This window comes from Pedobacter frigiditerrae (assembly GCF_032678705.1).
GTDB classification, from domain to species: domain Bacteria; phylum Bacteroidota; class Bacteroidia; order Sphingobacteriales; family Sphingobacteriaceae; genus Pedobacter; species Pedobacter frigiditerrae_A.
This window is the reverse complement of sequence record NZ_JAVTSS010000002.1, coordinates 1,181,161-1,204,981: the sequence shown is the minus strand read 5'-3', so window position 1 is coordinate 1,204,981 and position 23,821 is coordinate 1,181,161. Positions and strand designations below refer to the sequence as shown.

Sequence of the window (23,821 nt, the reverse complement as noted above, 5' to 3'; positions counted from 1 at the left end):
AAACATCAACAATAAGCTGCTATTTTTTTCCTTTCAATAAAGTAGAATGTAAAAGAGTCATTTTCCATCTTCCTTCTTCTTTAACCATCACCACACTTTCAAGCCATTTAACTTTGTCAACTTTACCGCTCTCCTCAAAATCAGCAGTATTATAGTAAATAACCCAAGCTGTATTTCCCTTTATTACTGTTTTGGTAAATTTTAAAGTATTTGTTCTTTTTACGCCAGTGCTAACCATTGGTTTAACTCTCCCAATTAACACATCTAAATTCCACACTTCTCCATATTCTATAAACTCAATATCTTTTGTGTAATACCTCATTTTATCAAAATCAAAAGCAGATAAAGCGTCGAAAAATTTAACTATGGTTTGCTCAACTTCCTTTTGCGGAACAGTTTTATCCTGTGCATTTAGAGTAAACGCAAAGAATGAAAGAAATAAAAAGGGTAATAATTTTTTCATGGCTCATCAGATTGATAAACCAAGTTAAGCATTATTGCACAAGCTAATTGGTTATGAGTTTTTAAATTCTCGTTTTAGGAAATGCCCATTCCAAGAACTTCGGCATTGCTTTAGCCCAAGTTGGCACATCGTGTTTGCCTCCAACCATCTCGTAATAGAAAATATCTTGCGGTCTCTGATATCCTTTTTTCATTAATTCCTTAACTACATCTATCGTGTCGTCAATAGAATCTATAATAAAGTTGTGGTTACGGTCTGCCAGTTCATCATTTGTACCTGTCATTAACCAAAATTTAACAGCCGGATTTGTTTTAGTATCGCGAATCATTTCATGAACAATACGGTCATCATCAGTATAACCAGCATTTAAATCTTTTTTCCTCCACCAAAAAGAACCAGAGAAAACACCAACCGCATCAAAATAATTATCGTTGTTCCATGCAATATCAAATGCGGTAATTCCGCCTAAAGAAAAGCCAGCAAAGGCACGTTTACCATTAATGGTTACATCAACTTCGCTCTGCACAAAAGGCATTAACTCCTTGATAATAAAATCCGTGTATGCTTGTGCTTTTGAACCTCTTTTTTTAAAATCTGGTTTTCCTGCGATGCCATATTCTAAAATTCTTTCATCACTAGCCTTAATACCTATAACTACAGTTGGTTCAATACACCATCTTTGATACAGAGATGTTAATGTTTCCTCCATTTTCATTTGCGCCAAATCTTGCCCATCGTTTACTAACAAAAGGTTAACACGCTCGTTTCCCAATAAATTATCAGGACTGAAAATTTCTAATTCTACTTCTCTTTTTAAGTAAACTGATTTTAGCTGAAGGGTCGTTTTAATAACTGAAGGTAATAATAGTGTGGTGTACATAGCTTTCTCACAAATCTGCGGCAAAGATAATATTCTATAAGGAAATAGAAAACAGGAAATGGGGAATAGATTAGGTCCATCTTGTCAATTTCCTATTACCTATTCCCTATTTCCAATCAACCATATACAAATAATAACTTAATTTCTTTGTGTATTGACATAGATTTTTATACCTTAAAGCATCTAATTCAAAGCCCGTGAAAGAAGAACTAAAAGAATGGTATAGTCCAAACCTAAACATGGATATTAAAACCCTAATTTTTGGGCACAGCGGATATCCTATCCTACTTTTCCCAACAAGTATGGGAAGTTATTACGAAAACAAAGACTTTAAATTAATCGATGCCATTTCTGGTTTTATCAATGATGGAAAGGTTAAGGTTTATTGTCCAGATGGGATTGATAAACTAAGCTGGTATAACAAAGGAGTTCATCCGGCAGACCGTGTTAAAAATCATATTTGGTATGATAAATTTTTGCTGGAAGAACTTGTTCCATTGGCAAAACACGAAACTGGCCATCATAAAGTTATTACAGCTGGATGTAGTTTTGGAGGTTATCATGCCGCAAATTTTGCTTTCCGCCACCCGTGGACAGTGAGCCACATGTTTAGCATGAGTGGTGCATTTGATATTTCTGGTCAACTAGATGGTTTTTATAACGATGAAACCTACTTTAACAACCCTGTAGATTTTGTACCAAATGACATGAACCAAGAACTTTGGCACATGAAAATTGTTCTAGGTACATCAGATAGAGACATGTGCAAAGGAGACAACGAGAGATTATCTGAAATTTTAAACAGAAAAGGCATCAATCACTGGTTAGATGTAAGGCAAAACGCCGACCATGATTGGCCAACTTGGCGACAAATGTTTCCAGAATACTTAGCACAAATTTAAATAAAACGTTGTTCGTTTCTCGTTGAGTGTTGTTCGAAAAACGACAGACGAACAACGAAAAACCCATATTAAACATTAACCACATTATACTTATGAAGAAGATAGGAATTTTATTCGGCCAGGAACGCTCATTTCCAGAGGCTGTAATTGAGAGGATTAACCAAAAAGGAGAAAAAGATATTACTGCAGAGGCAGTTAAAATCGACAAGATGTTTCAGAATGCTCCATTGGGTTACGCTGTAATTATTGATCGTATTTCGCAAGATGTGCCATTTTATCGTGCATCATTAAAAAATGCAGCAATTACCGGAACAGCGGTTATCAATAATCCTTTTTGGTGGAGTGCTGATGAGAAATTCTTCAACAATGCCTTGGCAGAACAAATTGGCGTTCCGGTACCAAAAACAGCATTAATTCCATCGAGACAACATCCTGATGGAACAACTGGAGAATCATTCTCAAACTTAACAATGCCTTTAGATTGGGATGCAATTTTTGAATACACTGGTTTCCCTGCCTACATGAAACCTTTTGATGGGGGTGGATGGAGAGATGTTTATAAATTACACGATAAAGAAGATTTCTTTAGCAAACACAATGGCACAGAGCAATTGGTAATGCTTTTACAAGAAGAAATCATTTTCGAAGAATATTTTAGATGTTACTGCATCGGAGGTAAATATGTTCGCATCATGCAGTATGAGCCTCGTAATCCACAACACTTACGTTATGTTGTAGATGGAGAACCAACAAGCCCAGCATTATTAAAAACAATTGAAGAATATACACTTAAATTATGTGCTTATTTAGGTTACGATTTTAACACAGTGGAATTTGCTGTGCGTGATGGAGTGCCTATCGCTATCGATTTCTGTAACCCTGCTCCAGATGCTGACATTAAAAGTGTTGGACAAGAAAACTTCGACTGGGTAGTAGAAACAACTGCAAACTATGCAATTGAAAGAGCCAAAGCCCAAAAACCTGGTCAGGATAATTTAACTTGGGGCAAATTTGTAAAAGCTGGCGCTGCTGGCTTGCCATTAACTACTGATTCTTTACCAAAGGGAGTAAAAGTTAGTCCGGCAATTAAAGCGGTTAAACCAAAAGATGAAGTTAAGCCGAAAGCCAAAGCAGCTCCAAAAGCTAAAGCTCCTGCAGCTGCCAAAAAAACACCTAAAAAATAATTGGGATTAAATAAAAAGGGAATAAGATGATGAATGAATTTACGCTCGGCATAGAGGAAGAGTACATGGTAGTTGATCCCGTTACCAGAGAACTGACCTCACACGATCAAAAAATTGTAGAATCTGCACAAAAAATCCATAAGGATCAAGTTAAGGCAGAAATGCACCAAGCTGTAGTTGAAGTTGGAACTGGTATTTGCCACAACACCGAACAAGCTAGAAAAGAAATCTCGCAATTGCGATATACCGTTTCTCAATTAGCAGGAGAACAGGGTTTACGTATTGGTGCTGCTGGCACCCATCCATTTTCTCATTGGGAAAAACAACTGATTACAGAACATCCGCGTTATAGCGAAATTGTAAACGAATTACAGGAGGCTGCTCGTTCGAACTTAATTTTTGGCTTGCACGTTCATGTTGGTTTTCAATCTCGTGAATTGGCAATTCACATTGCTAATCAGGTAAGATATTTCTTGCCTCACGTTTTTGCACTTTCTACCAATTCTCCATTCTGGGAAAGTAGAAATACAGGTTATAAATCGTTTAGAACAAAGGTTTTTGACAAATTCCCTAGAACCGGTATTCCTGATATTTTCAATAGCATTGAAGATTATGATAACTATGTAAAGTTGTTAATCAAGACAAACTGTATGGATAACGCCAAAAAAATCTGGTGGGATATTCGTGTCCATCCATTTTTTGATACAGTAGAATTCCGCATTTGCGATTGCCCAATGTTAATTGATGAAACGATGGCCTTTACAGCTTTGTTCCAAGCATTATGCGCAAAACTGTATAAACTTCGTTTACAGAATATGGAGTTTATCAGCTATTCAAGGGCATTAATCAATGAAAATAAATGGAGAGCTGCCCGTTATGGAATTGATGGAAATTTAATCGATTTCGGAAAAGAAATGGAAGTAAATTGCCGCAATCTGATTTTAGAATTACTTGATTTTGTAGATGACGTGGTTGATGATTTGGGTAGTAGAAACGACATCAACTATGTTCATAAAATTTTAGAAAACGGCACTGGGGCAGATAGGCAATTGGCAGTTTATCAGAAAACTGGTAACTTTGAATCGGTTGTAGACTACATTACAACACAAACGTTAATAGGTGCAGGATAAATGAGCGAGAAAAATAACATCAAAGTAGCCGTTATAGACATGAACAATGGCAATCCCAATCAGGGCATGAGAGGGATACAGGAAATTCTACAAAACTACCGTGATAAAAACCAGTTAAACTTAACATTAGATATTTTTGATATACGCACAAAGGGCGAAGTGCCAGATTTAAACTACGATATTTATATCTCTAGTGGTGGCCCAGGTAGTCCTTTTGATGGTGAGCAAGAAAAGTGGGAAAGAGACTTTTTCAATTTATTAGATGATATTGAATCATTTAACACTGAAAACGAACATAAAAAATATGTCTTCTTAATTTGTCATTCTTTCCAATTGGCTTGTAGGAAGTATGGTTTGGGAACAGTAACTAAAAGAAAATCAAATGCTTTCGGAATTTTCCCTATAAGTATAACTGATAATGGAGAACTGGAAACTGTCTTTGATGGTCTACACAATCCATTTTACTCAGTCGACAGTAGAGATTGGCAAGTGATACAACCTGACGAAGCAGATTTTATTGCCAAAGGGGCAAAGATTTTGGCGATAGAAAAAGAACGCCCGCACGTTGATTTAGAACGTTGTATCATGGCTATTCGTTTTTCTGAGCAAATCATTGGCACGCAATTTCATCCAGAAGCTGATCCTGTGGGGATGAAAATGTACTTGTTGCAAGACGAAAAGAAAGCAGCCATTATTGCAAATCATGGAGAAGACAAATACTTTGATATGTTAAACAGCTTGGATGATCCAGATAGAATTACACTAACACAAAGTGTGATTTTACCTAATTTCTTAAACGAGGCCATTCATACTTTACAAGAAGCGTAAGCTTAAAAATTATAACCACATAGGCACATGGTTAACTCAAGCTATATTTCCTATGTTTCTATGTGGTCATTATTATTTTTAACTCATCTAACATGATTCAAAAATACCGTAAAGCTTTTAACGAAAATTTCACTGCAGAAAAATACAATTACTTCTTAAAGGAATTAGGAGAAGGCTTTCCAGAAATTCCATTTAGAGTAGCTGAAACTCCAATTTTCATTCCCGATGCTTTAAAACAAAAATTAATTACAGCGGGAGAGGAAATCATTTCATTAATAAAACAAGATAATTTCAAGGAGTTAACTCAAAAAGCTATTCCGCAAGAATGGAATGTGCCAAATGAAACTGCTCATCCTCATTTTTTAACATTCGATTACGGTTTATGTAAGGATGAAAATGGAGAGGTAACGCCAATGCTAATTGAGATGCAGGGTTTTCCATCATTATATGGATTTCAATCTCATTTAGCTAAAACTTACAAGGAAGAATTTGATTTGAATGAAAATCTAAGCCCGTATTTTAATGGATTGGATGAGACATCTTACTTCGAATTGTTTAAAAAGACCATCATTGGCGATTATCAACCATACGAAGTAGCGCTAATGGATATTGATGCGCCGAATCAAAAAACAGCTATTGATTTTTATGTAACGGCGAAACATTTAGGCATTAAAATTCTGGCGCTAGAAGACATTTCAAAAGAAGGTAATCAGTTATTTTATGAAGAGAATGGGCAACAGATTAGATTAAAGCGCATTTATAACCGATTGATTTTTGATGAAATTGGAGAAAACACTGATATATTCAAGAACAGTTTCGACCCAAGAGAAGAACTGGATATCGAATGGATTACACATCCAAACTGGTTTTATCGCATCAGCAAATACACCATGCCTTTTTTAAAAAGTGAATTTGTACCTGAAACTCGTTTTTTAAATACCATAGAGAACATTCCAACAGATTTGGAAAATTACGTTTTAAAACCACTCTTCAGCTTTGCTGGAATGGGTGTAATTATAGATGTGACCGAGGCAGATATTACAGCAATTAAAGACCCAGAAAACTGGATTTTGCAGCGAAAAGTTACTTATGAACCTGTAATTGAAGCACCAGATGCAGGTGTAAAAGCAGAAATTAGAATGATGTATTTGTGGACAGAAGGCGAAGAGCCTCAGCTTTGCATTAACCTAGGAAGATTAAGTAGAGGCAAAATGATTGGGGTTCGCTACAATGCAGATTTTGATTGGGTTGGCGGTAGTGTTGGGTTGATGGAGTAGTCTGTCATCTTCATGCTGAACCTGTGGAAGTAAAGCAAGAGTCTTCGACAAGCTCAGACTGACACCGCATCTCTAAATTTTGACACTAATCTGAACCCTCCTATTTAATAAATCGTAATTTTGTGATATGGATATCCAGTTCATCTTAATGATTATCATTTTCCTAGCCGCATTATTTTATGTAGGCCGAATGATTTATCGTTCTGTTTCTCCAAAAAGTGATGGGTGCGCTTCTGGCTGTGGTAAATGTGCAGCAAACTTTGATAACATTCCTCAGCCCAAGAAATAATTGCCAATGCTCGACAAATTTGCAGCCTACCTTAAAAAAAGATTAACCCTTACCGATGAACAGGCAACTGAAGCAGTAAGCTGTTTAAAAACAAAAACCATTAAAAAAGGTCAAGTTCTTTTAAGTGCTGGCGATTTAAAATCAGAAGCATACTTTGTCAATAGTGGTTTGTTAAGGTATTTTTCAATTGATGAAAAAGGCAAAGAGCACATCATACAATTTGCCCCAGAAGATTGGATGTTATCAGACAGAGACACCACGGTTTTTAATGAGCCTTCGGTATTTTATATAGATGCAATTGAAGATACAGAAGTTGTTGTTGTAAAACGGGATTTCTTTCCAGCTATTAAACATATCGTTCCGGAAATATTAGAGCTGAACATTTTAATGTTGCATAATTCTATCCGTTTCATGCAAAAAAGATTAAATATGTTATTATCAGCAACTGCTGAAGAAAGGTATTTAGATTTTATTAAACTCTATCCAAATCTTACTTTACGCGTACCGCAATGGATGATAGCCTCTTATTTAGGCATCACGCCAGAATCTTTGAGTAGAGTACGTAAAGACTTGGCTAAGAAACACTTTAGGTAGGTTGGCCAATAGTTAATGGTCTATGGCTGATAGCCTGAGTCCCTTAGCATCATCTTAATATTTTGAGCCATAGACTATAAACCATTGACCATAGCCTCGTTTTCTTACCATACATCAATGTGTAGCTGAACAACCTGCCTTAACTTTGTGTTATTAATTTAAACATAACATAAAAGCAAAATATCATGGCAACTACTAAATGGGCATTAGACCCAACCCACAGCGAATTACAATTTAAAGTAAAACATTTAATGATCACTACAGTTACTGGTAGCTTGAAATCTTTTTCGGCCGACTTAACTTCTGAAGGTGATGAGTTTACAAATGCAGACATTTCTTTTAAAGGAGAACTTAGTTCTTTAGACACTGGAAATACTGATCGTGATAACCACTTAAAAAGTGCTGACTTTTTTGATGCAGAACAATTTCCAAGTATCGAATTCAAATCAACTGCTGTTGATAAAGATGGTGATGATTACAAAGTAACTGGAGATTTAACCATTAAAGGAACAACTAAACCAGTAAAATTAACCGCAGAATTTGGTGGTATTGCAACCGATCCTTGGGGACAAACTAAAGCTGGATTTACTTTAAGCGGAAAATTAAATCGTTCTGACTTCGGTTTAACCTGGAATGCAGCATTAGAAACTGGCGGTGTAATGGTAAGTGAAGAAGTTAAAATTTTAGGCGAATTACAGTTTGTAAAACAAGCTTAGTCAGTTTTCAGTACTCAAATCTCATATCTCACTTCTCATATCTATGAAAGTAAAACAAGTTTCGGCAGTACTAAGTCCTGCTGCACCACACATGGTTGGCGATGGATTTAGAGTTCACAATTTTTTTCCTAGCGGATACAAATTGAACATGAGCCCATTTTATATGCTTGATTACAATGCGAAGATTGAATTTTCCGCTCGTAACGAACCTCGTGGTGTTGGTGTTCATCCACATCGTGGATTTGAAACTGTAACCATTGCCTATCACGGCGCTGTTGCTCATCATGATAGTGCTGGCAATAGTGGTATTATTTACCCTGGTGATGTACAGTGGATGACTGCTGCGAGTGGCATTTTACATAAAGAATATCACGAAGAGAATTTCAGCAAAAAAGGAGGTTTATTTCAAATGGTACAACTTTGGGTAAACCTTCCTGCTAAGGATAAAATGAGTAAGCCGAAATATCAAGGTATTACACAAAGTGATATTCAAAAATTTGTTTTGCCTGAAAATGGTGGCACAATTGAAGTTATTGCTGGAGATTATAATGGCACAAAAGGTAGTGTTTCTACCTTTACGCCAATTGAAATGTATAATGCCAGACTTAATCATGGTTCAAAAGTTGATTTTAATTTCCCTGCTAATTTTAACACTGGTTTTGTAATTATTGAAGGAAGCGTGAAAGTAAATGGTCTTGAAATCGCTAAAACAGACCAATTTATTCATTTTAAAAATGATGGCGAAAACATTGAATTAGAAGCTTTAGAAAACTGTGTGATTCTGATTCTGAGTGGCGAACCAATTGACGAACCAATTGTTGCTTATGGCCCTTTCTTAATGAACAAACCAGAAGAGATCCAACAAGCATTAGCAGATTACAATGAAGGGAAATTTGGGTATCTAGAGTAACATAAAAAATCTTTCTACAGAAAGTCGGCATTATTTAAGTAATAGTCGACTTTTTTTTGAAAAGCAAAGACAAAGGCTTCAATTAAAGTGTGTCGGGCTATACACTCCAATCTTTTTGTACACTTCGACTGCGCTCAGTGTGACACAAAAAGGATTTACGTTGCTATCCCGTTTATAAAACTTAAACTTGTAATGCTATTGGCGGTTGCTTTTCCTACATTTATAGAAGCTTCTTCTCTATCAAACAAACTGCGTAAGCTACCACACCTTCCTCCCTACCAACAAAACCCATTTGCTCATTAGTTGTCGCTTTTATTGAAATATCTTCAATAGAGATATCAATAGCTTTGGCAATATTTTCTTGCATTTGAGGAATATGGGGATTAATTTTTGGTGCCTCTAGGCATAGCATCGCATCAATATTTCCAATTTCCCAACCCTTTTCTCTGATCAATTTTACGGTCTCTTTTAGCAATACGATACTGCTAATTCCTTTCCATTGCGGATCTGTGTTTTTGAAATGAAAACCAATGTCCCGCAAATTTGACGCACCCAAAAGCGCATCGCAAATGGCATGTAATAAAACATCTGCATCAGAATGCCCAAAAGCTCCTTTATGATGTTCTAAATTTACACCGCCAACAAAAAATGGGTGATTGTCTTTTAATTGGTGAACATCGAAACCAAACCCTACCTTAATCTTCATTATTTTGTATCGCCGAAATTGAATAACAAGCTAAACCTTAATGTATTAGCAAGCGGACTTTTTTGTGGATTTGCCAATAAATAAGCAAAATCTATATTAAAAATATTATACTTTAAACCAGCTCCAACGGTAAAGTAACGTCTATCTCCCTTTTCTGGTGCTTCGTAAAAATATCCTGCCCTTAGCGCAAATTGCTGATTATACCAATACTCTGTTCCAAAGCCAATACTTACTTCTTTCAATTCTTCACTAAACCCACCTGGCGCATCGCTAAAAGAACCGAAAATTCCAGCAGGAACAGAACGATCAGGGTCTTTACCTGAAATGATGTTTCCATTCGTATCTCTAATTGGCTGTGTAGGCACCATCAATTTGTTAAAATCTAATGCAAAAGTAAACTGACTGTAATCATCAACTATTAATGTTGTTGCTGCACCTAATTTCATATTTGTTGGCAAGAAGAATTTCTGCCCACCATCAACATAACTTATTTTGGTTCCAATATTTGAGAAATTTGCACCTGCTGATACAATGGCATCTTTACCAAACAAAACTGTTTGCGTTTTATAATATCCAGAAACATCTACCGCTAAAGCTTTACCCGCTTTAGTTTCTTGTCCTGCAGAAAACTGACCAGATGTTAAATTTGAATAAATAAATCTAGCGGTTGTTCCTAAAGCAAATTCATCACCAAACCTTTTTGCATAAGTGGCGTCAAAAGAAAATTCGTTTGGGCTGTAAATCCCTAAATCATTTTGTCCAGCATCTACCAGTTGTATTTGCCCTAATGAAAAATATCTCAATGAACCTGCTAAAGTACTCTGATCATTTATTTTATAAAAGCCACTTATATAGGCTAAATTAATATCGGGCACTAAACTTTTTAACCAAGGGCTGTAAGAAGCAGAAAAACCATAAGGTTTATCTAAAAAAGCTAATTTGGATGGATTTATGCTTGCACTATTAGCATCTGGTTGTACAGCAACACCCGCATCGCCCATACTTGCTGTTCTAGCATCAGGAATAATCAATAAAAAAGGTACAGCAGTTGTAACGTTATTTGATTGGCTACCATTAGTCTGAGTACCTGGCTGCACAACTTGTGCTTGTAGTTTAATACCACAGTACATTGCCAAAGAAAACATGCTAAAAACAGCAGTGCTAAAATACTTCAGATTCATTAGTTAATTATAGACATATAACGGAATGCAAGTTAACATAGTGTTTACTTATTTCAAAGTTTTAAAAATCTATATTTTAATTGAATGTTATTGATTACATAGTTAAAATTATCGAAAAACAATAAACCTTAAGTAATTACGTTTCAAGATATTATAATATAATTGAGTTAATAACTATAAATTCTAGGTTGCAGAAAAATAAAGTGCTTTTAACTACGGGTCAAATAAAAAAGATTTTTTTTGGCGGATAGCTCTTTTTTTATGTAATTTTATCAATTAGGTGTTACAAAGCACAATTTATGAAAAAAACATACTTATATTCTTTTGCATTTTTGGTTATTGTTTCTGTCCTTATATCGTGTGGCGGAAAAAAAACTGCTGTTTCAAATAAAACTGGATATGCTTATAATGATAAATCTAATGGCGGATTTGAAGTTGCAGACAAATACAAACGCGGTCATGAAACTAATGCTTACGGATTAATTGAAATTGAAGGTGGTCAGTTTATCATGGGCGGGAGTGCTGTTGATGTTCCAGGGCAAGACATGAGTAACTTAAATTATAAAAGAGAAGTTACTGTAAGTTCTTTCTATATGGATGAAACTGAGGTTTCTAACACCAACTGGTTAGAATACCTAAATTGGATAAAACGCAGTTTTCCTACTGATGCCCAATATTATTACGAAGAATTACCCGATACTTTGGTATGGCGTAGGCCCTTATCGTTTAACGAGCCTTACGTAAATAACTACTTAAGACACCCTGCTTATCAAAATTACCCTGTTGTTGGCGTAAGTGCATTACAAGCAGAAAGATATTGCCAATGGAGAACAGATATGGTAAATGAAAAGCTTCTACGTGATGCTGGTTACATGAATTCTTTCGCAGCAATTAACGGAACCGCTAGAGGAAGAAACGCCCCTACTACTCCTATCGCCAAACCAGCTACACCATTCAATACTGAAGGCTACTTAAATAACCAAATTGATGACAAAGGCCCTAGAGCAAAACAAGATTTAAATCCCGCGGCCACACCTGGTGCTACCACAACGGCTACTACAAACAGAAGAAATGCTGGCCCTACAAGAAATGTGAGGTTAGAAGACGGCGTGATTTTACAGCCATTTAGATTACCAACTGAAGCAGAATGGGAATATGCAGCATTAGGGTTGATTGGCAATACACAATATGAGAACGTAAACGAGAAAAAAATATATCCTTGGAATGGTTTAGGCATTACCTCTGCTAAAAAATCTACTAGAGGAATGATTTTGGCCAACTTTAAAAGAGCCAAAGGAGATTATATGGGTGTTGGTGGATCTTTAAATGATAAGGCTGCATTTACAAGCGAGGTCAAACATTATCCTGCAAATGATTTTGGATTATATGACATGGCTGGAAATGTGAATGAATGGGTTAGCGATGTTTATCGTGCTGCTACCTATGAGCAAGCCGATGCGTTAAATCCATATAGAGGTAACCAATATCAAAATAAAGATAGAGATCCAGCTAATGCTAAATTAAAAATGGATAAATACGGCAAACCAATTATGGTTACAGCCAACTCTGCTAAAAAACAAACTTGGGAAGAGTTGCAAGCCGGTAAAGCTGCTGCTGTTGCAACAGGTTCAGCACCATTTACTGCCGATCAAAGAGGCTTCCGTGACCCACAAAGCAACCTATATGGCGTAACAACTTTAGTTAATGATAAATCTAGAGTTTACAAAGGTGGTTCTTGGGATGATCAGGCACAATGGTTAAATCCTGCTACTAGAAGACATCTACAAGAAGATGATTCAACGGCCGATATTGGCTTCCGCTGTGCGATGACAATGTTAGGTAAGGCCGAGATTAGGTCTGCTGGTAAACCTCAATTTAAGACTGGACGTTAATACAATATCATATCAAAGAAAAGGCTCGATAAAAAAAAATTATCGAGCCTTTTCTTTTTAAGCGAAACTGATTAGTAATTCGTTTTTCTCTACTTTATCACCTTGGGTAATTGTTATCTTTTTAATTATTCCATCGGTTGGCGACTTAATCATATTTTCCATCTTCATCGCCTCTAGCACTAAAAGATTATCTCCTTTTTTAATCTCGGCTCCTTCTTCTACTAATACATTTAACACTAACCCTGGCATTGGAGCTTTAATTTGAAGTATCTTGGTAGCAACTAGGCTATCCATTCCCAACTGTTTTAATAACTGATCAAACTGATCCTTTATTGATAAATTGTAGATGTTTCCATTGACTTTTAGGGTTGCTATTTTTTCTTCTTTATTAAGAGACACCAGCTCAATGTTGTAAGATTTATTTTTATATAAAACGCTAGAGGTATTCTCATTAAGATTTATTGTATCTAAAATCACTTCCTCACCATTAGCCTTAACGCCATCGTTATCTGCAGTGATGTTGAAGCTATATTTATCGCTAACTTTTATCTGGTACATCTTACTGAGTTAAGGCATATTGAATTAGATTAGCGCCCATTTTAAAAGCTTTATTTCTACTTTCTTGTGTATCTGTTGGATATGTTCCATAATCCTCCCAACCATTACCCAAATCACATTCAAATGTATAATAACAAACTACCCTTCCTTGGTAAACTAAAGCAAAACCTTGTGGTCTTTTACCATCGTGTTCGTGTATTTTAGGTAAGCCTGATGGAAATTTAAACTTTTGATTGTAGATCTTATGATTTGATGGCAGTTCAACAAAGCTTAATTCTGGAAATACTTTTTTCATTTGAGGCCTGATGAATTTATCCAATCCATAATTATCATCTATATGCAAAAAACCGCCACCGATTAGATATTTTCTAAGGTTAATTGCTTCTTGATCGTTAAATATCACGTTGCCGTGACCAGTCATGTAAACAAAAGGAAAATTGAACAATTCGGCACTACCAACGTCTACTATGCTTTCATCAGATGAGAAATTAGTTGATATGTTTTTATTACAAAAGTCAATTAGATTTGGCAATGCAGTTCTATTCCCATACCAATCTCCACCACCACTATATTTCAATTTACCCATTTTATAAGTTGGGGCAGTAAAGCTATTAAGAAAGATTAAAGTTAAAAGACTTAAGACCAAAGCGAATTGCTTTGATTTCCATACTGATAACTGATAACTGACTACTGAAGATTGCTTCATCTGTTAATATAATTTGTTTCAAAACACGCAGCCAATGCAGCTGTTTCCGTTCTCAATCGGGTATTACCTAAAGTTACAGGTTTGTAACCATTTTGCAAAGCGATATCTAGCTCGGCAGATGTAAAATCTCCCTCTGGACCAATTAAAATTAAATAAGATTGAAATGGTTTTGTGATTTGATTGATATAAGATTTTTCTCCCTCCATACAATGAGCAATCATTTTTAATGAATCGCTATTTTGGCTTATTAAATCTGTAAATGAGATAGCCTGATTAAGTTTTGGATGATAGGCGGTTAAAGATTGCTTAACTGCAGATGTGATTACCTTTTCTAATCTTTCTTCCTTAACAATTTTACGTTCAGACCTGTCACAGATAACTGGTGTAATCACATCAATTCCAATCTCAGTAGCCTTTTCTAAAAACCACTCTAATCTATCAATGTTTTTTGTGGGCGCTATCGCGATGTGTAAGTGATGGTTTCGTTTACCAAATTTCGTTTGCTTGTTGAGCACCTTAAGCTGTACATTCTTTTTGGTAATTGCACTTATTTCCGCTTCATATAAACCACCCCTACCATCAATTAGATGAATTACGTCACCTAAATTTAAACGAAGTACTCTACTGCAGTGTTTACTTTCTTCTTCATTTAAAGTATAAATGTCTGAAGAAATATCTGGCGTATAAAAAACATGCATTAGCTAAAGAGATTTAATGCGTATCAACCATATCGCTTTTGTTGATGACCAACTCAAGTTTGATGGTTTCTATATTTTGTTCTGTCTTTTTTAGAATAGTAAATAAATAACCATAACATTCTTCGCTATCACCAACTTCTGGGATTTTTCCAAATGCGTGAGAAACTAATCCACCAACCGTATCGAAATCTTCATCTTCAGGCAGATCATGAGGTAAGTGTTCATTTACATCATAAACCGTTGCGTAAGCGTTGATTACAAATTCTGTATCAGAAATTTTTTCTACCGTTGGTTTTTCCTCATCATATTCGTCTTGAATCTCTCCAACAATTTCCTCTACAATATCTTCTAAAGTAACCATACCAGCTGTTCCGCCAAACTCATCAATTACAATTGCAATCTGAATGCGTTTTTGCTGTAACTCACTTAGTAAATCATTAATTTTTTTTGTTTCAGGAACGAAATAAGGTTTTCTAATGATATCGCTTAAAGCCCAATCTTTATTTTTAGCTAAAAGTGGCAGTACATCTTTAGCATGAATAATACCAATAATCTTGTCTATAACTTCGTCAAAAACTGGCATTCTCGAATAACCTTCGCCAATAATCTTCTCTACAACTTCTTCTTTTGAAGTACTCAATTCAATTCCAGATATCTTGGTACGAGGCACCATGATGTTTTTCACAACACGCTCATTAAAGTCGAATACATTTTTAATGAGTTCGTGTTCATTGTCTTCTAGCGCACCGCTTTCCTTACCTTGATCTAATAAGTATTGAAGCTCCTCATTGCTGTGCAGAGAATCGTGTCCACCTGCTGTATTAATACCAAATGGCTTTAAAATGATAGCTGCCAAGCTGTTCAAGGCCCAAATGAAAGGTCGAAATACAACATAAAAAATTTGTAAAGGCACAGAAACAAACATCGTAGTTGCAACTGGTCTTTGTATAGCCAAAGATTTTGGCGCCAACTCACCAAAAACAATATGCATAATGGTAATAATAGAAAAAGCAACAATAGTTGATGCAGAATGAATAAAAGCTTCACTTACATTTAAGTTAAAACCATTAAACATATTCTGAAATATAGTGTGCATTACATCTTCACCAACCCAACCTAAACCAAGTGATGCTAACGTAATACCCAATTGAGTGGCGGCTAAATATCCATCTAAATTATGGACGATATTTTTAGCCATTTTTCCAACCCTACTGCCAGACTTTGCTTTAATCTCGATTTGAGAAGCTCTTACTTTTACGATTGCAAACTCAGCAGCTACAAAAAACCCGTTTAATAATACCAGAAATAGGGCAAATAATAGCCGCCAACCAATCGAACCTCCATCTGTATCTGGTGTTGCTACAATAGCTAATACAGATACTGGAAGAAATGCACCAAAAACTGCAAGGGTTGACATACTGACGGGGTAAATCATTAATCGTTATTTCTAAAAGTTTTGTCGTATAACTCTATACTTTCTTGAATTACCTTGTGGGCGTAACGTTTGCCTAAAAGGTGCTCAATAGTTACTTGCTTTTCTTCTAATGCTTTGTAATCTTGGAAAAATTTAACAATTTCCTTCATTGTATGTGGAGGCAATTCTGATAAATCATTGATATAATTTACCGACATGTCATTTTTCGCAACTGCAATGATTTTATCATCTTGTTCACCATTATCTACCATGTGCATTACACCAATAACTTTTGCTTCAATAATTGTCATTGGATAAACGTCTACTGAACATAAAACCAAAATATCCAATGGGTCATTATCATCACAATACGTTTGTGGAATAAAGCCGTAATTAGCAGGGTACATTACAGATGAAAACAAAACTCTATCCAATTTAATTAGATTAGAATCTTTATCAATTTCGTATTTCGCTTTTGAACCTTTAGGGATTTCGATAATAGCATTTACAGTTTCTGGTCGTTTCTCGCCAGGAGAAACGCTATGCCACGGGTGGTGATTGTCTTTACTCATTTTTTTCTTCTTCAATCTCTATTTCATCTTCATCTTCTACTTTACTCACTCGTTTTTTCACAAAAGTGACAACAAGTGGTATAGTAGTAATGGCAATGAAACCTATTATAATATAAACCAAATATTCTTCTATTTGTTCGGCAAAACTTCTGCCTAAAAAATACCCTAACAAAGTTAAGGATGCTATCCATAATATTGCACCAGCAATGTTATAAAGTGCAAATTTTTTAATCTCTAATCTAACAACTCCCGCAAAAATAGGAGCAAAGGTTCTAACTATTGGCACAAATCTACCCATAATTAAAGCAAAAGCGCCTTGCTTTCTATAATATTGCTCTGCAGCTTTAAGGTACTTCTTCTTAAAAAAGAAAGTATCTTTCCTTTTATATAAAACTGGACCGGTTTTTCTACCAAACCAATAACCAGTAAAGTTACCTGATACCGCGGCCACTATTAAAGCTAAAACAAGAACGTAAATATTTACATCCAGTCTGCCAGTCGCGACAAACATTCCTGCTAAAAACAATAAGTAATCTCCTGGTAAAAAGAAACCAAAGAATAAGCCGGTTTCTGCAAAAATTACAAACACAACAACATAAAAACCACCCTCTTTAAGTAATTTTTCAGGGTCAATGAAATGCTGTAATGAATTCCAGAATTCTTGCATGGTTTGATTATTTGTAAAACTACAAATAATAATCTACATCTTAGTCTATATCAAATTTAAAATCAAATCAGGATAAACACCTAATAATAAGGTGACTATTACAGAAAGCAGCAACACGATTTTATATTGAAAAGGAGTATCTAGAACTACTTCATCACCTTCTTTAAACCACACCGCAATAATCACTTTGAAATAGTAATAGAAACCTACCAATGCATTTAAAATAGCAATTACTACCAATGCAACTTGGTAGTTAGCCATTACATTTAAGAACATAACGTACTTTCCAATAAATCCTGCGGTTAATGGAATTCCTGCCAAAGAAAGCATGGCAACAGTCAATGCAAAAGCAGCAAACGGATTTCTTTTACCTAAACCATTAAAGCTATCAATTGTGTCGCTACCAACTTTTTGCTTAACCAAAATTAATACCGCAAAAGCGATGATACTTGCAAACGTGTAAGCAGCTGCATAAACCAATACATTACTTGCAGAGTTAGCTGAAAGTACAACTAGAGAGAACAATAAATATCCAGCGTGAGAAATACTTGAATACGCAAGCATTCTTTTAAAGTTCTTTTGATAAAGTGCAGTTACGTTTCCAATACACAGGGTGATGATAACGATTACCATTAATGCAGGTGCCCAGAAATCATGGAGTGGTTCAAAAGCACCAGCAAACAATCTCAAAAATGCCGCAAAGCCTGCAGTTTTAACAACTGTAGACATAAATGCGGTAATCAAAGATGGAGAACCTTCATAAACATCTGGTTTCCAAAAATGGAAGGGTGCTGCTCCAACTTTGAAGCACAAACCGATCATTACTAAAATTACACCAGGATAAAATAATGGAGAGATGGTTTTCACATTATCAACTAAATATTGTTGAATGACAGCGATATCAAATGAACCTGTTGCTCCGTAAATTAACGTGATCCCAAACAATAAAAATCCTGTAGAAAATGCGCCCATTAAAAAGTATTTTAATGATGCCTCGTTTGATGCAAAATTTAACTTTCTAATACCTGCGAGAATATATAAACTTACAGACATGATCTCTAGCCCAATAAATAACATCGACATATTTTGGTAAGAAACCATGATTACGATACCAGATAAGGCAAAAAGAATCAATGTAAAGTATTCCGCGATATTATCACTTCCTTCGGCAAAATATTTTTGCGTTAGTAAGAAGATAAAAAATGTGCCTACAATTGAAATAGCTGAAAACGCTAATGCGAAATTATCCATTCGCATCATACCGTAGTAAGTTGTTGGATTATTCCATGAACAAGCTACAAAGCCCAATGCAACCAATAAACCTAAAAGAGTTAGTGGTAACAAAGCTTTTTTTGCTTTAAACAAACCTGCATAAAGTACTACAAAAGCTGTTATAGCTATGGTTATAATAATGTTCATCTGTTTAGTTTAACCCTTTTAATTTTATTTGTTCTAATAAATGCTGTACCGATGCTTCAGATAAATGCATGATTGGTTTTGGATAAACACCCATCACAATAATTAATGCACAGATACTGTACAACACAATTTTTTCTGTTCCTTTAATATCAGTAAAGCCAATTGTTAAGTCGTTGGTAGTGCCCAACATTACTTTTTGATACATTCTAAGCATATACACCGCACCAAAGATGATGGTTAACCCTGCTACAATGCCCAACCACATGTTGTAGTTATAAACTCCGTACAACAATAAAAACTCTCCAATAAAACCATTCGTTCCTGGCAAGGCTACTGTTCCTAAAACTATAATCAAGAAAGTGATGGCTAATTTCGGAGCAACTTTTGCCAACCCACCCAGTTCTTCAATTTTATTTGTTTTAAGGCGAGATGAAATGATATCCAATACGAAAAACAATCCTACCACATTAATGCCGTGACTTAACATCTGTACCATTACACCTTGTAAGCCTTGAGTACTCATTGCAAAAATTCCAGCAGCAATTAACCCAACGTGTGCAATTGATGAATAAGCCACTAATCGTTTAGCATCTTTCTGCGTAAAGGCAATTAATGAAGCGTAGATAATTCCAATTACTGAAAGAACCATCACCACACAAATCCAATCATTTACACCTTGTGGTACAATTGGCAATAACCATCTAATTACACCGTAGATACCCATTTTTAACATGATACCTGATAACAACATTGTTCCAGTTGTTGGAGCTTCTGTATAGGTATCTGGTTGCCAAGTATGGAAAGGGAATATTGGCATCTTAATAGCAAAAGCAATAAAGAAAGCCCAGAAAACCCATCCTTGTTGATATGAATCTAGGTTCAAAGCATAAAATGCAGTTATATCAAAACTTTTAGCTTGAAGGTATAAATAGATTAATCCTACTAGCATGAAAAGTGAACCTGCAATGGTGTAAACGAAAAACTTCATGTTTACCTTAATTCTATCTTTTCCGCCCCACATTGCGCAGATAAAGTAAATTGGAATTAAAGCTGCTTCCCATCCTATATAGAACAAAAACCCATCTAAAGCAGTAAATACCAATAATAATCCGCTCTGCATAAACAAGATTAATGCATAGAAAGCATTGGCTTTTTTGTATTCGTGTTTAAAGCTTGCTAGAATAATCAACGGCATTAAAACGTTTGTTAAAATAACCGTTATCATACTTATGCCATCAATACCAGCATGGAAGTTGATTCCTAATTGCTGTATCCATGGATAATTTACTGCAAACTGTGTTGTTGCATCTGGCGTAAATTGAGTTAATAAACCAATTGTAACGCAAAGCGATAAAAGTGCAAAACCTAAAGCACTTACCTTGGCAGAATTGCCCTTAAGTAGTGAGGTAATAATTGCACCTACAAGAGGTAAAAATAGGAGTAATAATAGTTCCATTTATATTTGTTGAACCGAATTAAGCGATAGATAAATAAGTATACAATAACAAAGCGACGATACCGAATACCATCATAAATATATAGAAGCCAACATTACCAGATTGTAAAAGACGTAAGCCTTTACTTCCTTCTGTTGCCGACCAACCAAATCCATTTACCAAACCATCAATAACTTTTTTATCTATAATGCGATAGAAAAATTTAGAGAATGCATCTAAAGGTTTAGTGATAATAGCATTATAAATCTCATCCAAATAGAATTTGTTATATGATATTTTTGCCAAAATTGAACGTTTACCTTCTTCAGGAACTGGAACATAAGCATTTTTAACATATTTAGTATAAGCGTATCCTAATGCAACTAACGCTGCTAAAACTGAAGCACCCATTAGAGCAAACTCTTCTGTATGACTTAATTCTAATTCTTTTGGAGCAATGCCAGCACCGGTTAACCAATGAGCCAACCATTCGTTACCACCAAATACGTGTGGAATATTTATCAGTCCACCAACTGCTGCTAAAATAGCTAACACAATTAAGGGATAAGTCATCACTTTTGGTGATTCGTGAATATGCTCTTCTGCATGATGTGTTCCACGGTATTTTCCTGAGAATGTCAAGAACATCATTCTGAACATATAAAATGCAGTTAAGAAGGCCGTTAATAAACCTATTGCCCAAAGCACTTTATTGTATTCGAATGCGTGAGCTAAAATTTCATCTTTTGAAAAGAAACCTGAAAATGGTGGGATTCCCGCAATTGCGATAGTACCAATCATCATAGTCGCAAAAGTAATTTTAAGCTTAGATTTTAATCCACCCATGTGGCGCATATCTTGCTCATGATGCATGGCGTGAATTACAGAACCAGCACCTAAGAATAACAATGCTTTAAAGAAAGCATGAGTTAAAACGTGAAAGAATGAACCTGTATAAGCACCAACGCCTAAACCTAAAAACATATACCCCAATTGAGATACGGTTGAATAAGCCAATACTTTTTTAATATCTGTTTGTGTTAAAGCAATAATTGCAGCTATTAAAGCAGTGGCTGTACCAATGATTGCAATAATCATTTGAGTAGTTGGTGCTAAGTTAAATAACACGCTTGAACGAGCAATCATATAAATACCAGCCGTAACCATTGTTGCAGCATGTATCAATGCAGAAACTGGTGTTGGACCAGCCATCGCATCTGGCAACCAAGTAAATAAAGGTAACTGTGCAGATTTACCGCAAGCACCAATAAATAATAAAATGGTAATTAAAGTCATCACTCCTGCTCCAGGCATCATACTTGCAGCTTGAGGAAATACTTTTGCAAATTCTACACTTCCGAAAGTATTGAAGATTAAAAATACACCAATCAAAAATCCTAAATCTCCAATTCTATTCATTACAAATGCTTTTTTAGCAGCACTTGCATAATTGCTATTGGTATACCAAAATCCTATTAGTAAATAAGAACATAAACCTACACCTTCCCATCCGATGAACATCACAATATAGTTTGACCCTAAAACTAAAATCAACATAAAGAAGATAAACAGGTTCAGATAAGCGAAGAATTTACCAAAACCAGCATCTTCATGCATGTAACCAATTGAATAAAGATGGATTAAAAAGCCAATACCTGTTATAATCAACAGCATAATTGAACTTAATGGGTCGTATAAAAACGAAAGTGGAATATGTAAATTACCAGCACTAATCCAATCGAAAAGTTCTACTGTGAATTTCTGATTATGTTGAGCCAATTGTAATTCTGTAAACAAAATTACACTCAATATGAATGAAGCAAGTATAGTCCCACTTCCAATTAAACCAATCAATCCTTTGCTAAATGTATTTCTGCCAAGACCATTTATGATAAAGCCCAATAATGGAAGCAGAGGTACAAGCCAAAGTATATTATCTATTGTCATTCTTTTCTTCTATATAATTACCACTTAAGGCGATTTAACACATTAATATCTATTGATTGGGTATTTCTGTAAACCATTACAATAATTGCCAGCCCTACTGCTACTTCAGCCGCTGCTAAAGCCATGATAAAAAATACAAATACCTGGCCAGATGGGTCGTTATGGTGTACTGAAAAAGCAGTAAGTAATAAGTTAACTGAGTTTAACATTAACTCTACCGACATAAAAATCACTATGGCATTTCTTCTGGTTAAAACACCAATTACACCAATGGTGAAGATTATAGCACATAACCAGATGTAATGGTTAAGTGGAACTGTTTGCATTGTTGATGTTAAATTATCCATTTGCTTTTTCTTCTTTTTTAGTTAACAATACTGCGCCAACCATTGCTGTAAGCAATAAAATTGATGACAATTCAAATGGCAACATAAACGGTCCAAATAATTCTTTACCCAAGTTTTTAACCAAACCTAAGTTAGGGTTTTGCAAAACTAGTGGACTATTAATCGATACTGCTTTAAAAGAACCAACTAAGGTTACAAGCAAACATCCACCAGCAATAACGCCAAGGATTTTTACCAGTGCTGATTTATTAGGTTCGTTTTCCTTGTTTAAGTTTAATAGCATCAACACAAATAGGAATAAAACCATAATTGCACCCATGTATACTATGAAATTTACAACTGCTAAAAACTGTGCATTTAGTAACACATAGTGAACCGTGAAGGTAAAAAAGGTAAGAATCAAGTACAAAACACTGTGGATAGGATTCTTCGAAAAGATAACCATCAGCGAAAAGATGATGCTTAATGTTGCTACAAAATAGAATACTGAAGTACCCATTAATTTTTATTTGTTTAGTTATTCGTTTTTCTATTAATTGTTATGCTGAGCTTGTCGAAGCATTTCTATGTTAGATTCTTCGCTACGCTCTGAATGACAAACTATTTTTCTAAAGGTGCTTCAACCAATTTATCTTTCCCATAAATAAAATCCTTACGCAAATAATCAGATGGCACAATTGGTCCATCTAAATAAATAGCTTCTTTAGGACAAGCTTCTTCACATAACCCACAGAAAATACAACGCAACATGTTAATTTCATAAACTGCTGCATATTTTTCTTCTCTATATAATTCCTTCTCTTCTGGTTTACGCTCAGCCGCAATCATGGTAATCGCCTCTGCAGGACATGATAATGCACATAAACCACAAGCTGTACAGCGCTCCCTTCCTTCTTCATCTCTTTTTAAAGAGTGCATTCCTCTCCAGTTGATAGAAAATTCTCTCTCTTGCTCTGGATACCTAATGGTAGAACTTTTCTTAAAAAAGTGGCTCATTGTAGTACCTAAACCTTTAACGATAGCAGGCAAATACATGCGCTCTGCCAAGTTAAGTGGTTTTTGTTCAAGTACTTTTTTCTTATTACTTAATGATTCCATATCTCTC

The 23,821-nt window shown here is 35.3% G+C and carries 26 protein-coding genes; 10 read left to right on the top strand and 16 right to left on the bottom strand.

The window, feature by feature from the left end; genetic code table 11:
* Window positions 1–19 precede the first annotated feature (19 nt).
* Together R2Q59_RS15955 and R2Q59_RS15950 are read right to left on the bottom strand one after the other, a co-directional pair.
* The gene (locus R2Q59_RS15955) at window positions 20–463 is read right to left on the bottom strand and encodes a nuclear transport factor 2 family protein (RefSeq protein ID WP_316770850.1); all 444 of its coding nucleotides are present in this window, start codon (window positions 461–463) and stop codon (window positions 20–22) included.
* Window positions 464–524: 61 nt separating this feature from the next.
* Window positions 525–1,343, bottom strand: a complete 819-nt coding sequence (locus R2Q59_RS15950) for an alpha/beta hydrolase (protein ID WP_316786177.1) — start codon at window positions 1,341–1,343, stop codon at window positions 525–527.
* Between the two features lie 197 nt (window positions 1,344–1,540).
* On the opposite strand from R2Q59_RS15950, the gene R2Q59_RS15945 reads away from it, so the two are divergent.
* The 9 genes from R2Q59_RS15945 to R2Q59_RS15905 all read left to right on the top strand — a co-directional run bounded on the left by R2Q59_RS15945 (window position 1,541) and on the right by R2Q59_RS15905 (window position 9,173).
* Window positions 1,541–2,245: an esterase family protein gene (locus tag R2Q59_RS15945; RefSeq protein ID WP_316786176.1), complete on the top strand. Its 705-nt coding sequence runs from the start codon at window positions 1,541–1,543 to the stop codon at window positions 2,243–2,245.
* Between the two features lie 92 nt (window positions 2,246–2,337).
* A complete protein-coding gene (locus R2Q59_RS15940) occupies window positions 2,338–3,429 on the top strand; it encodes a hypothetical protein (RefSeq protein ID WP_316786175.1) in 1,092 nt (363 codons plus the stop codon).
* A 26-nt stretch (window positions 3,430–3,455) separates the two neighbouring features.
* Window positions 3,456–4,559 carry a carboxylate-amine ligase gene (locus tag R2Q59_RS15935; RefSeq protein WP_316770843.1) on the top strand — a complete coding sequence of 368 codons (1,104 nt, stop codon included), beginning with the start codon at window positions 3,456–3,458 and terminating at the stop codon, window positions 4,557–4,559.
* Window positions 4,560–5,387 carry a glutamine amidotransferase-related protein gene (locus tag R2Q59_RS15930; protein WP_316786174.1) on the top strand — a complete coding sequence of 276 codons (828 nt, stop codon included), beginning with the start codon at window positions 4,560–4,562 and terminating at the stop codon, window positions 5,385–5,387.
* Window positions 5,388–5,479: 92 nt separating this feature from the next.
* Window positions 5,480–6,664, top strand: coding sequence for a hypothetical protein (locus tag R2Q59_RS15925; protein ID WP_316786173.1), 1,185 nt, complete (start codon window positions 5,480–5,482; stop codon window positions 6,662–6,664).
* A 127-nt stretch (window positions 6,665–6,791) separates the two neighbouring features.
* The gene (locus R2Q59_RS15920; RefSeq protein WP_316770838.1) at window positions 6,792–6,953 is read left to right on the top strand and encodes a FeoB-associated Cys-rich membrane protein; all 162 of its coding nucleotides are present in this window, start codon (window positions 6,792–6,794) and stop codon (window positions 6,951–6,953) included.
* Window positions 6,954–6,959: 6 nt separating this feature from the next.
* On the top strand, window positions 6,960–7,547 hold the full coding sequence (locus tag R2Q59_RS15915; RefSeq protein WP_316770836.1) for a Crp/Fnr family transcriptional regulator: 588 nt from the start codon (window positions 6,960–6,962) through the stop codon (window positions 7,545–7,547).
* 185 nt (window positions 7,548–7,732) lie between these two features.
* Window positions 7,733–8,263, top strand: coding sequence for a YceI family protein (locus tag R2Q59_RS15910; protein ID WP_316770834.1), 531 nt, complete (start codon window positions 7,733–7,735; stop codon window positions 8,261–8,263).
* Window positions 8,264–8,306: 43 nt separating this feature from the next.
* Entirely contained in the window at window positions 8,307–9,173 is an 867-nt protein-coding gene (locus R2Q59_RS15905; protein WP_316770833.1) for a pirin family protein, read from the top strand.
* Window positions 9,174–9,393: 220 nt separating this feature from the next.
* Here the strand turns inward: R2Q59_RS15905 and ispF are convergent, their stop codons facing one another.
* Window positions 9,394–9,879: a 2-C-methyl-D-erythritol 2,4-cyclodiphosphate synthase gene (gene ispF / locus R2Q59_RS15900; protein WP_316770831.1), complete on the bottom strand. Its 486-nt coding sequence runs from the start codon at window positions 9,877–9,879 to the stop codon at window positions 9,394–9,396.
* Window positions 9,879–11,060: a type IX secretion system outer membrane channel protein PorV gene (gene porV / locus R2Q59_RS15895; RefSeq protein ID WP_316770830.1), complete on the bottom strand. Its 1,182-nt coding sequence runs from the start codon at window positions 11,058–11,060 to the stop codon at window positions 9,879–9,881. Before porV ends, ispF begins: the two co-directional genes overlap by 1 nt.
* Window positions 11,061–11,359: 299 nt before the next feature.
* Here porV and R2Q59_RS15890 point away from each other — a divergent pair, with 299 nt between their 5' ends.
* A complete protein-coding gene (locus tag R2Q59_RS15890) occupies window positions 11,360–12,952 on the top strand; it encodes an SUMF1/EgtB/PvdO family nonheme iron enzyme (protein ID WP_316786172.1) in 1,593 nt (530 codons plus the stop codon).
* Window positions 12,953–13,009: 57 nt separating this feature from the next.
* Here the strand turns inward: R2Q59_RS15890 and R2Q59_RS15885 are convergent, their stop codons facing one another.
* The 12 genes from R2Q59_RS15885 to R2Q59_RS15830 form a co-directional block, all read right to left on the bottom strand.
* Window positions 13,010–13,510 carry a biotin/lipoyl-containing protein gene (locus tag R2Q59_RS15885; protein WP_316786171.1) on the bottom strand — a complete coding sequence of 167 codons (501 nt, stop codon included), beginning with the start codon at window positions 13,508–13,510 and terminating at the stop codon, window positions 13,010–13,012.
* Between the two features lies 1 nt (window position 13,511).
* Window positions 13,512–14,096 carry a DUF4159 domain-containing protein gene (locus tag R2Q59_RS15880; protein WP_316787312.1) on the bottom strand — a complete coding sequence of 195 codons (585 nt, stop codon included), beginning with the start codon at window positions 14,094–14,096 and terminating at the stop codon, window positions 13,512–13,514.
* A gap of 116 nt (window positions 14,097–14,212) precedes the next feature.
* A complete protein-coding gene (locus R2Q59_RS15875) occupies window positions 14,213–14,914 on the bottom strand; it encodes a 16S rRNA (uracil(1498)-N(3))-methyltransferase (protein WP_316786170.1) in 702 nt (233 codons plus the stop codon).
* A gap of 13 nt (window positions 14,915–14,927) precedes the next feature.
* A complete protein-coding gene (locus tag R2Q59_RS15870; RefSeq protein ID WP_316770819.1) occupies window positions 14,928–16,331 on the bottom strand; it encodes a hemolysin family protein in 1,404 nt (467 codons plus the stop codon).
* Window positions 16,332–16,348: 17 nt separating this feature from the next.
* Entirely contained in the window at window positions 16,349–16,900 is a 552-nt protein-coding gene (locus R2Q59_RS15865; protein WP_316786169.1) for an inorganic diphosphatase, read from the bottom strand.
* Window positions 16,893–17,567 (bottom strand): DedA family protein, encoded by a 675-nt coding sequence (locus R2Q59_RS15860; protein WP_316770815.1) that lies wholly within the window; start codon window positions 17,565–17,567, stop codon window positions 16,893–16,895. Before R2Q59_RS15860 ends, R2Q59_RS15865 begins: the two co-directional genes overlap by 8 nt.
* A gap of 45 nt (window positions 17,568–17,612) precedes the next feature.
* Window positions 17,613–18,986, bottom strand: a complete 1,374-nt coding sequence (locus R2Q59_RS15855) for an NADH-quinone oxidoreductase subunit N (protein ID WP_316786168.1) — start codon at window positions 18,984–18,986, stop codon at window positions 17,613–17,615.
* 4 nt (window positions 18,987–18,990) lie between these two features.
* On the bottom strand, window positions 18,991–20,442 hold the full coding sequence (locus tag R2Q59_RS15850) for an NADH-quinone oxidoreductase subunit M (RefSeq protein WP_316786167.1): 1,452 nt from the start codon (window positions 20,440–20,442) through the stop codon (window positions 18,991–18,993).
* A gap of 19 nt (window positions 20,443–20,461) precedes the next feature.
* Window positions 20,462–22,363: an NADH-quinone oxidoreductase subunit L gene (nuoL, locus tag R2Q59_RS15845; RefSeq protein WP_316787311.1), complete on the bottom strand. Its 1,902-nt coding sequence runs from the start codon at window positions 22,361–22,363 to the stop codon at window positions 20,462–20,464.
* A gap of 23 nt (window positions 22,364–22,386) precedes the next feature.
* On the bottom strand, window positions 22,387–22,716 hold the full coding sequence (gene nuoK / locus R2Q59_RS15840) for an NADH-quinone oxidoreductase subunit NuoK (RefSeq protein ID WP_131551942.1): 330 nt from the start codon (window positions 22,714–22,716) through the stop codon (window positions 22,387–22,389).
* The gene (locus tag R2Q59_RS15835) at window positions 22,709–23,215 is read right to left on the bottom strand and encodes an NADH-quinone oxidoreductase subunit J (protein WP_131551941.1); all 507 of its coding nucleotides are present in this window, start codon (window positions 23,213–23,215) and stop codon (window positions 22,709–22,711) included. The genes nuoK and R2Q59_RS15835 overlap by 8 nt, the downstream gene beginning before the upstream one ends.
* Window positions 23,216–23,316: 101 nt before the next feature.
* Window positions 23,317–23,814, bottom strand: coding sequence for an NADH-quinone oxidoreductase subunit I (locus R2Q59_RS15830; RefSeq protein WP_316786166.1), 498 nt, complete (start codon window positions 23,812–23,814; stop codon window positions 23,317–23,319).
* Window positions 23,815–23,821: the final 7 nt, after the last annotated feature.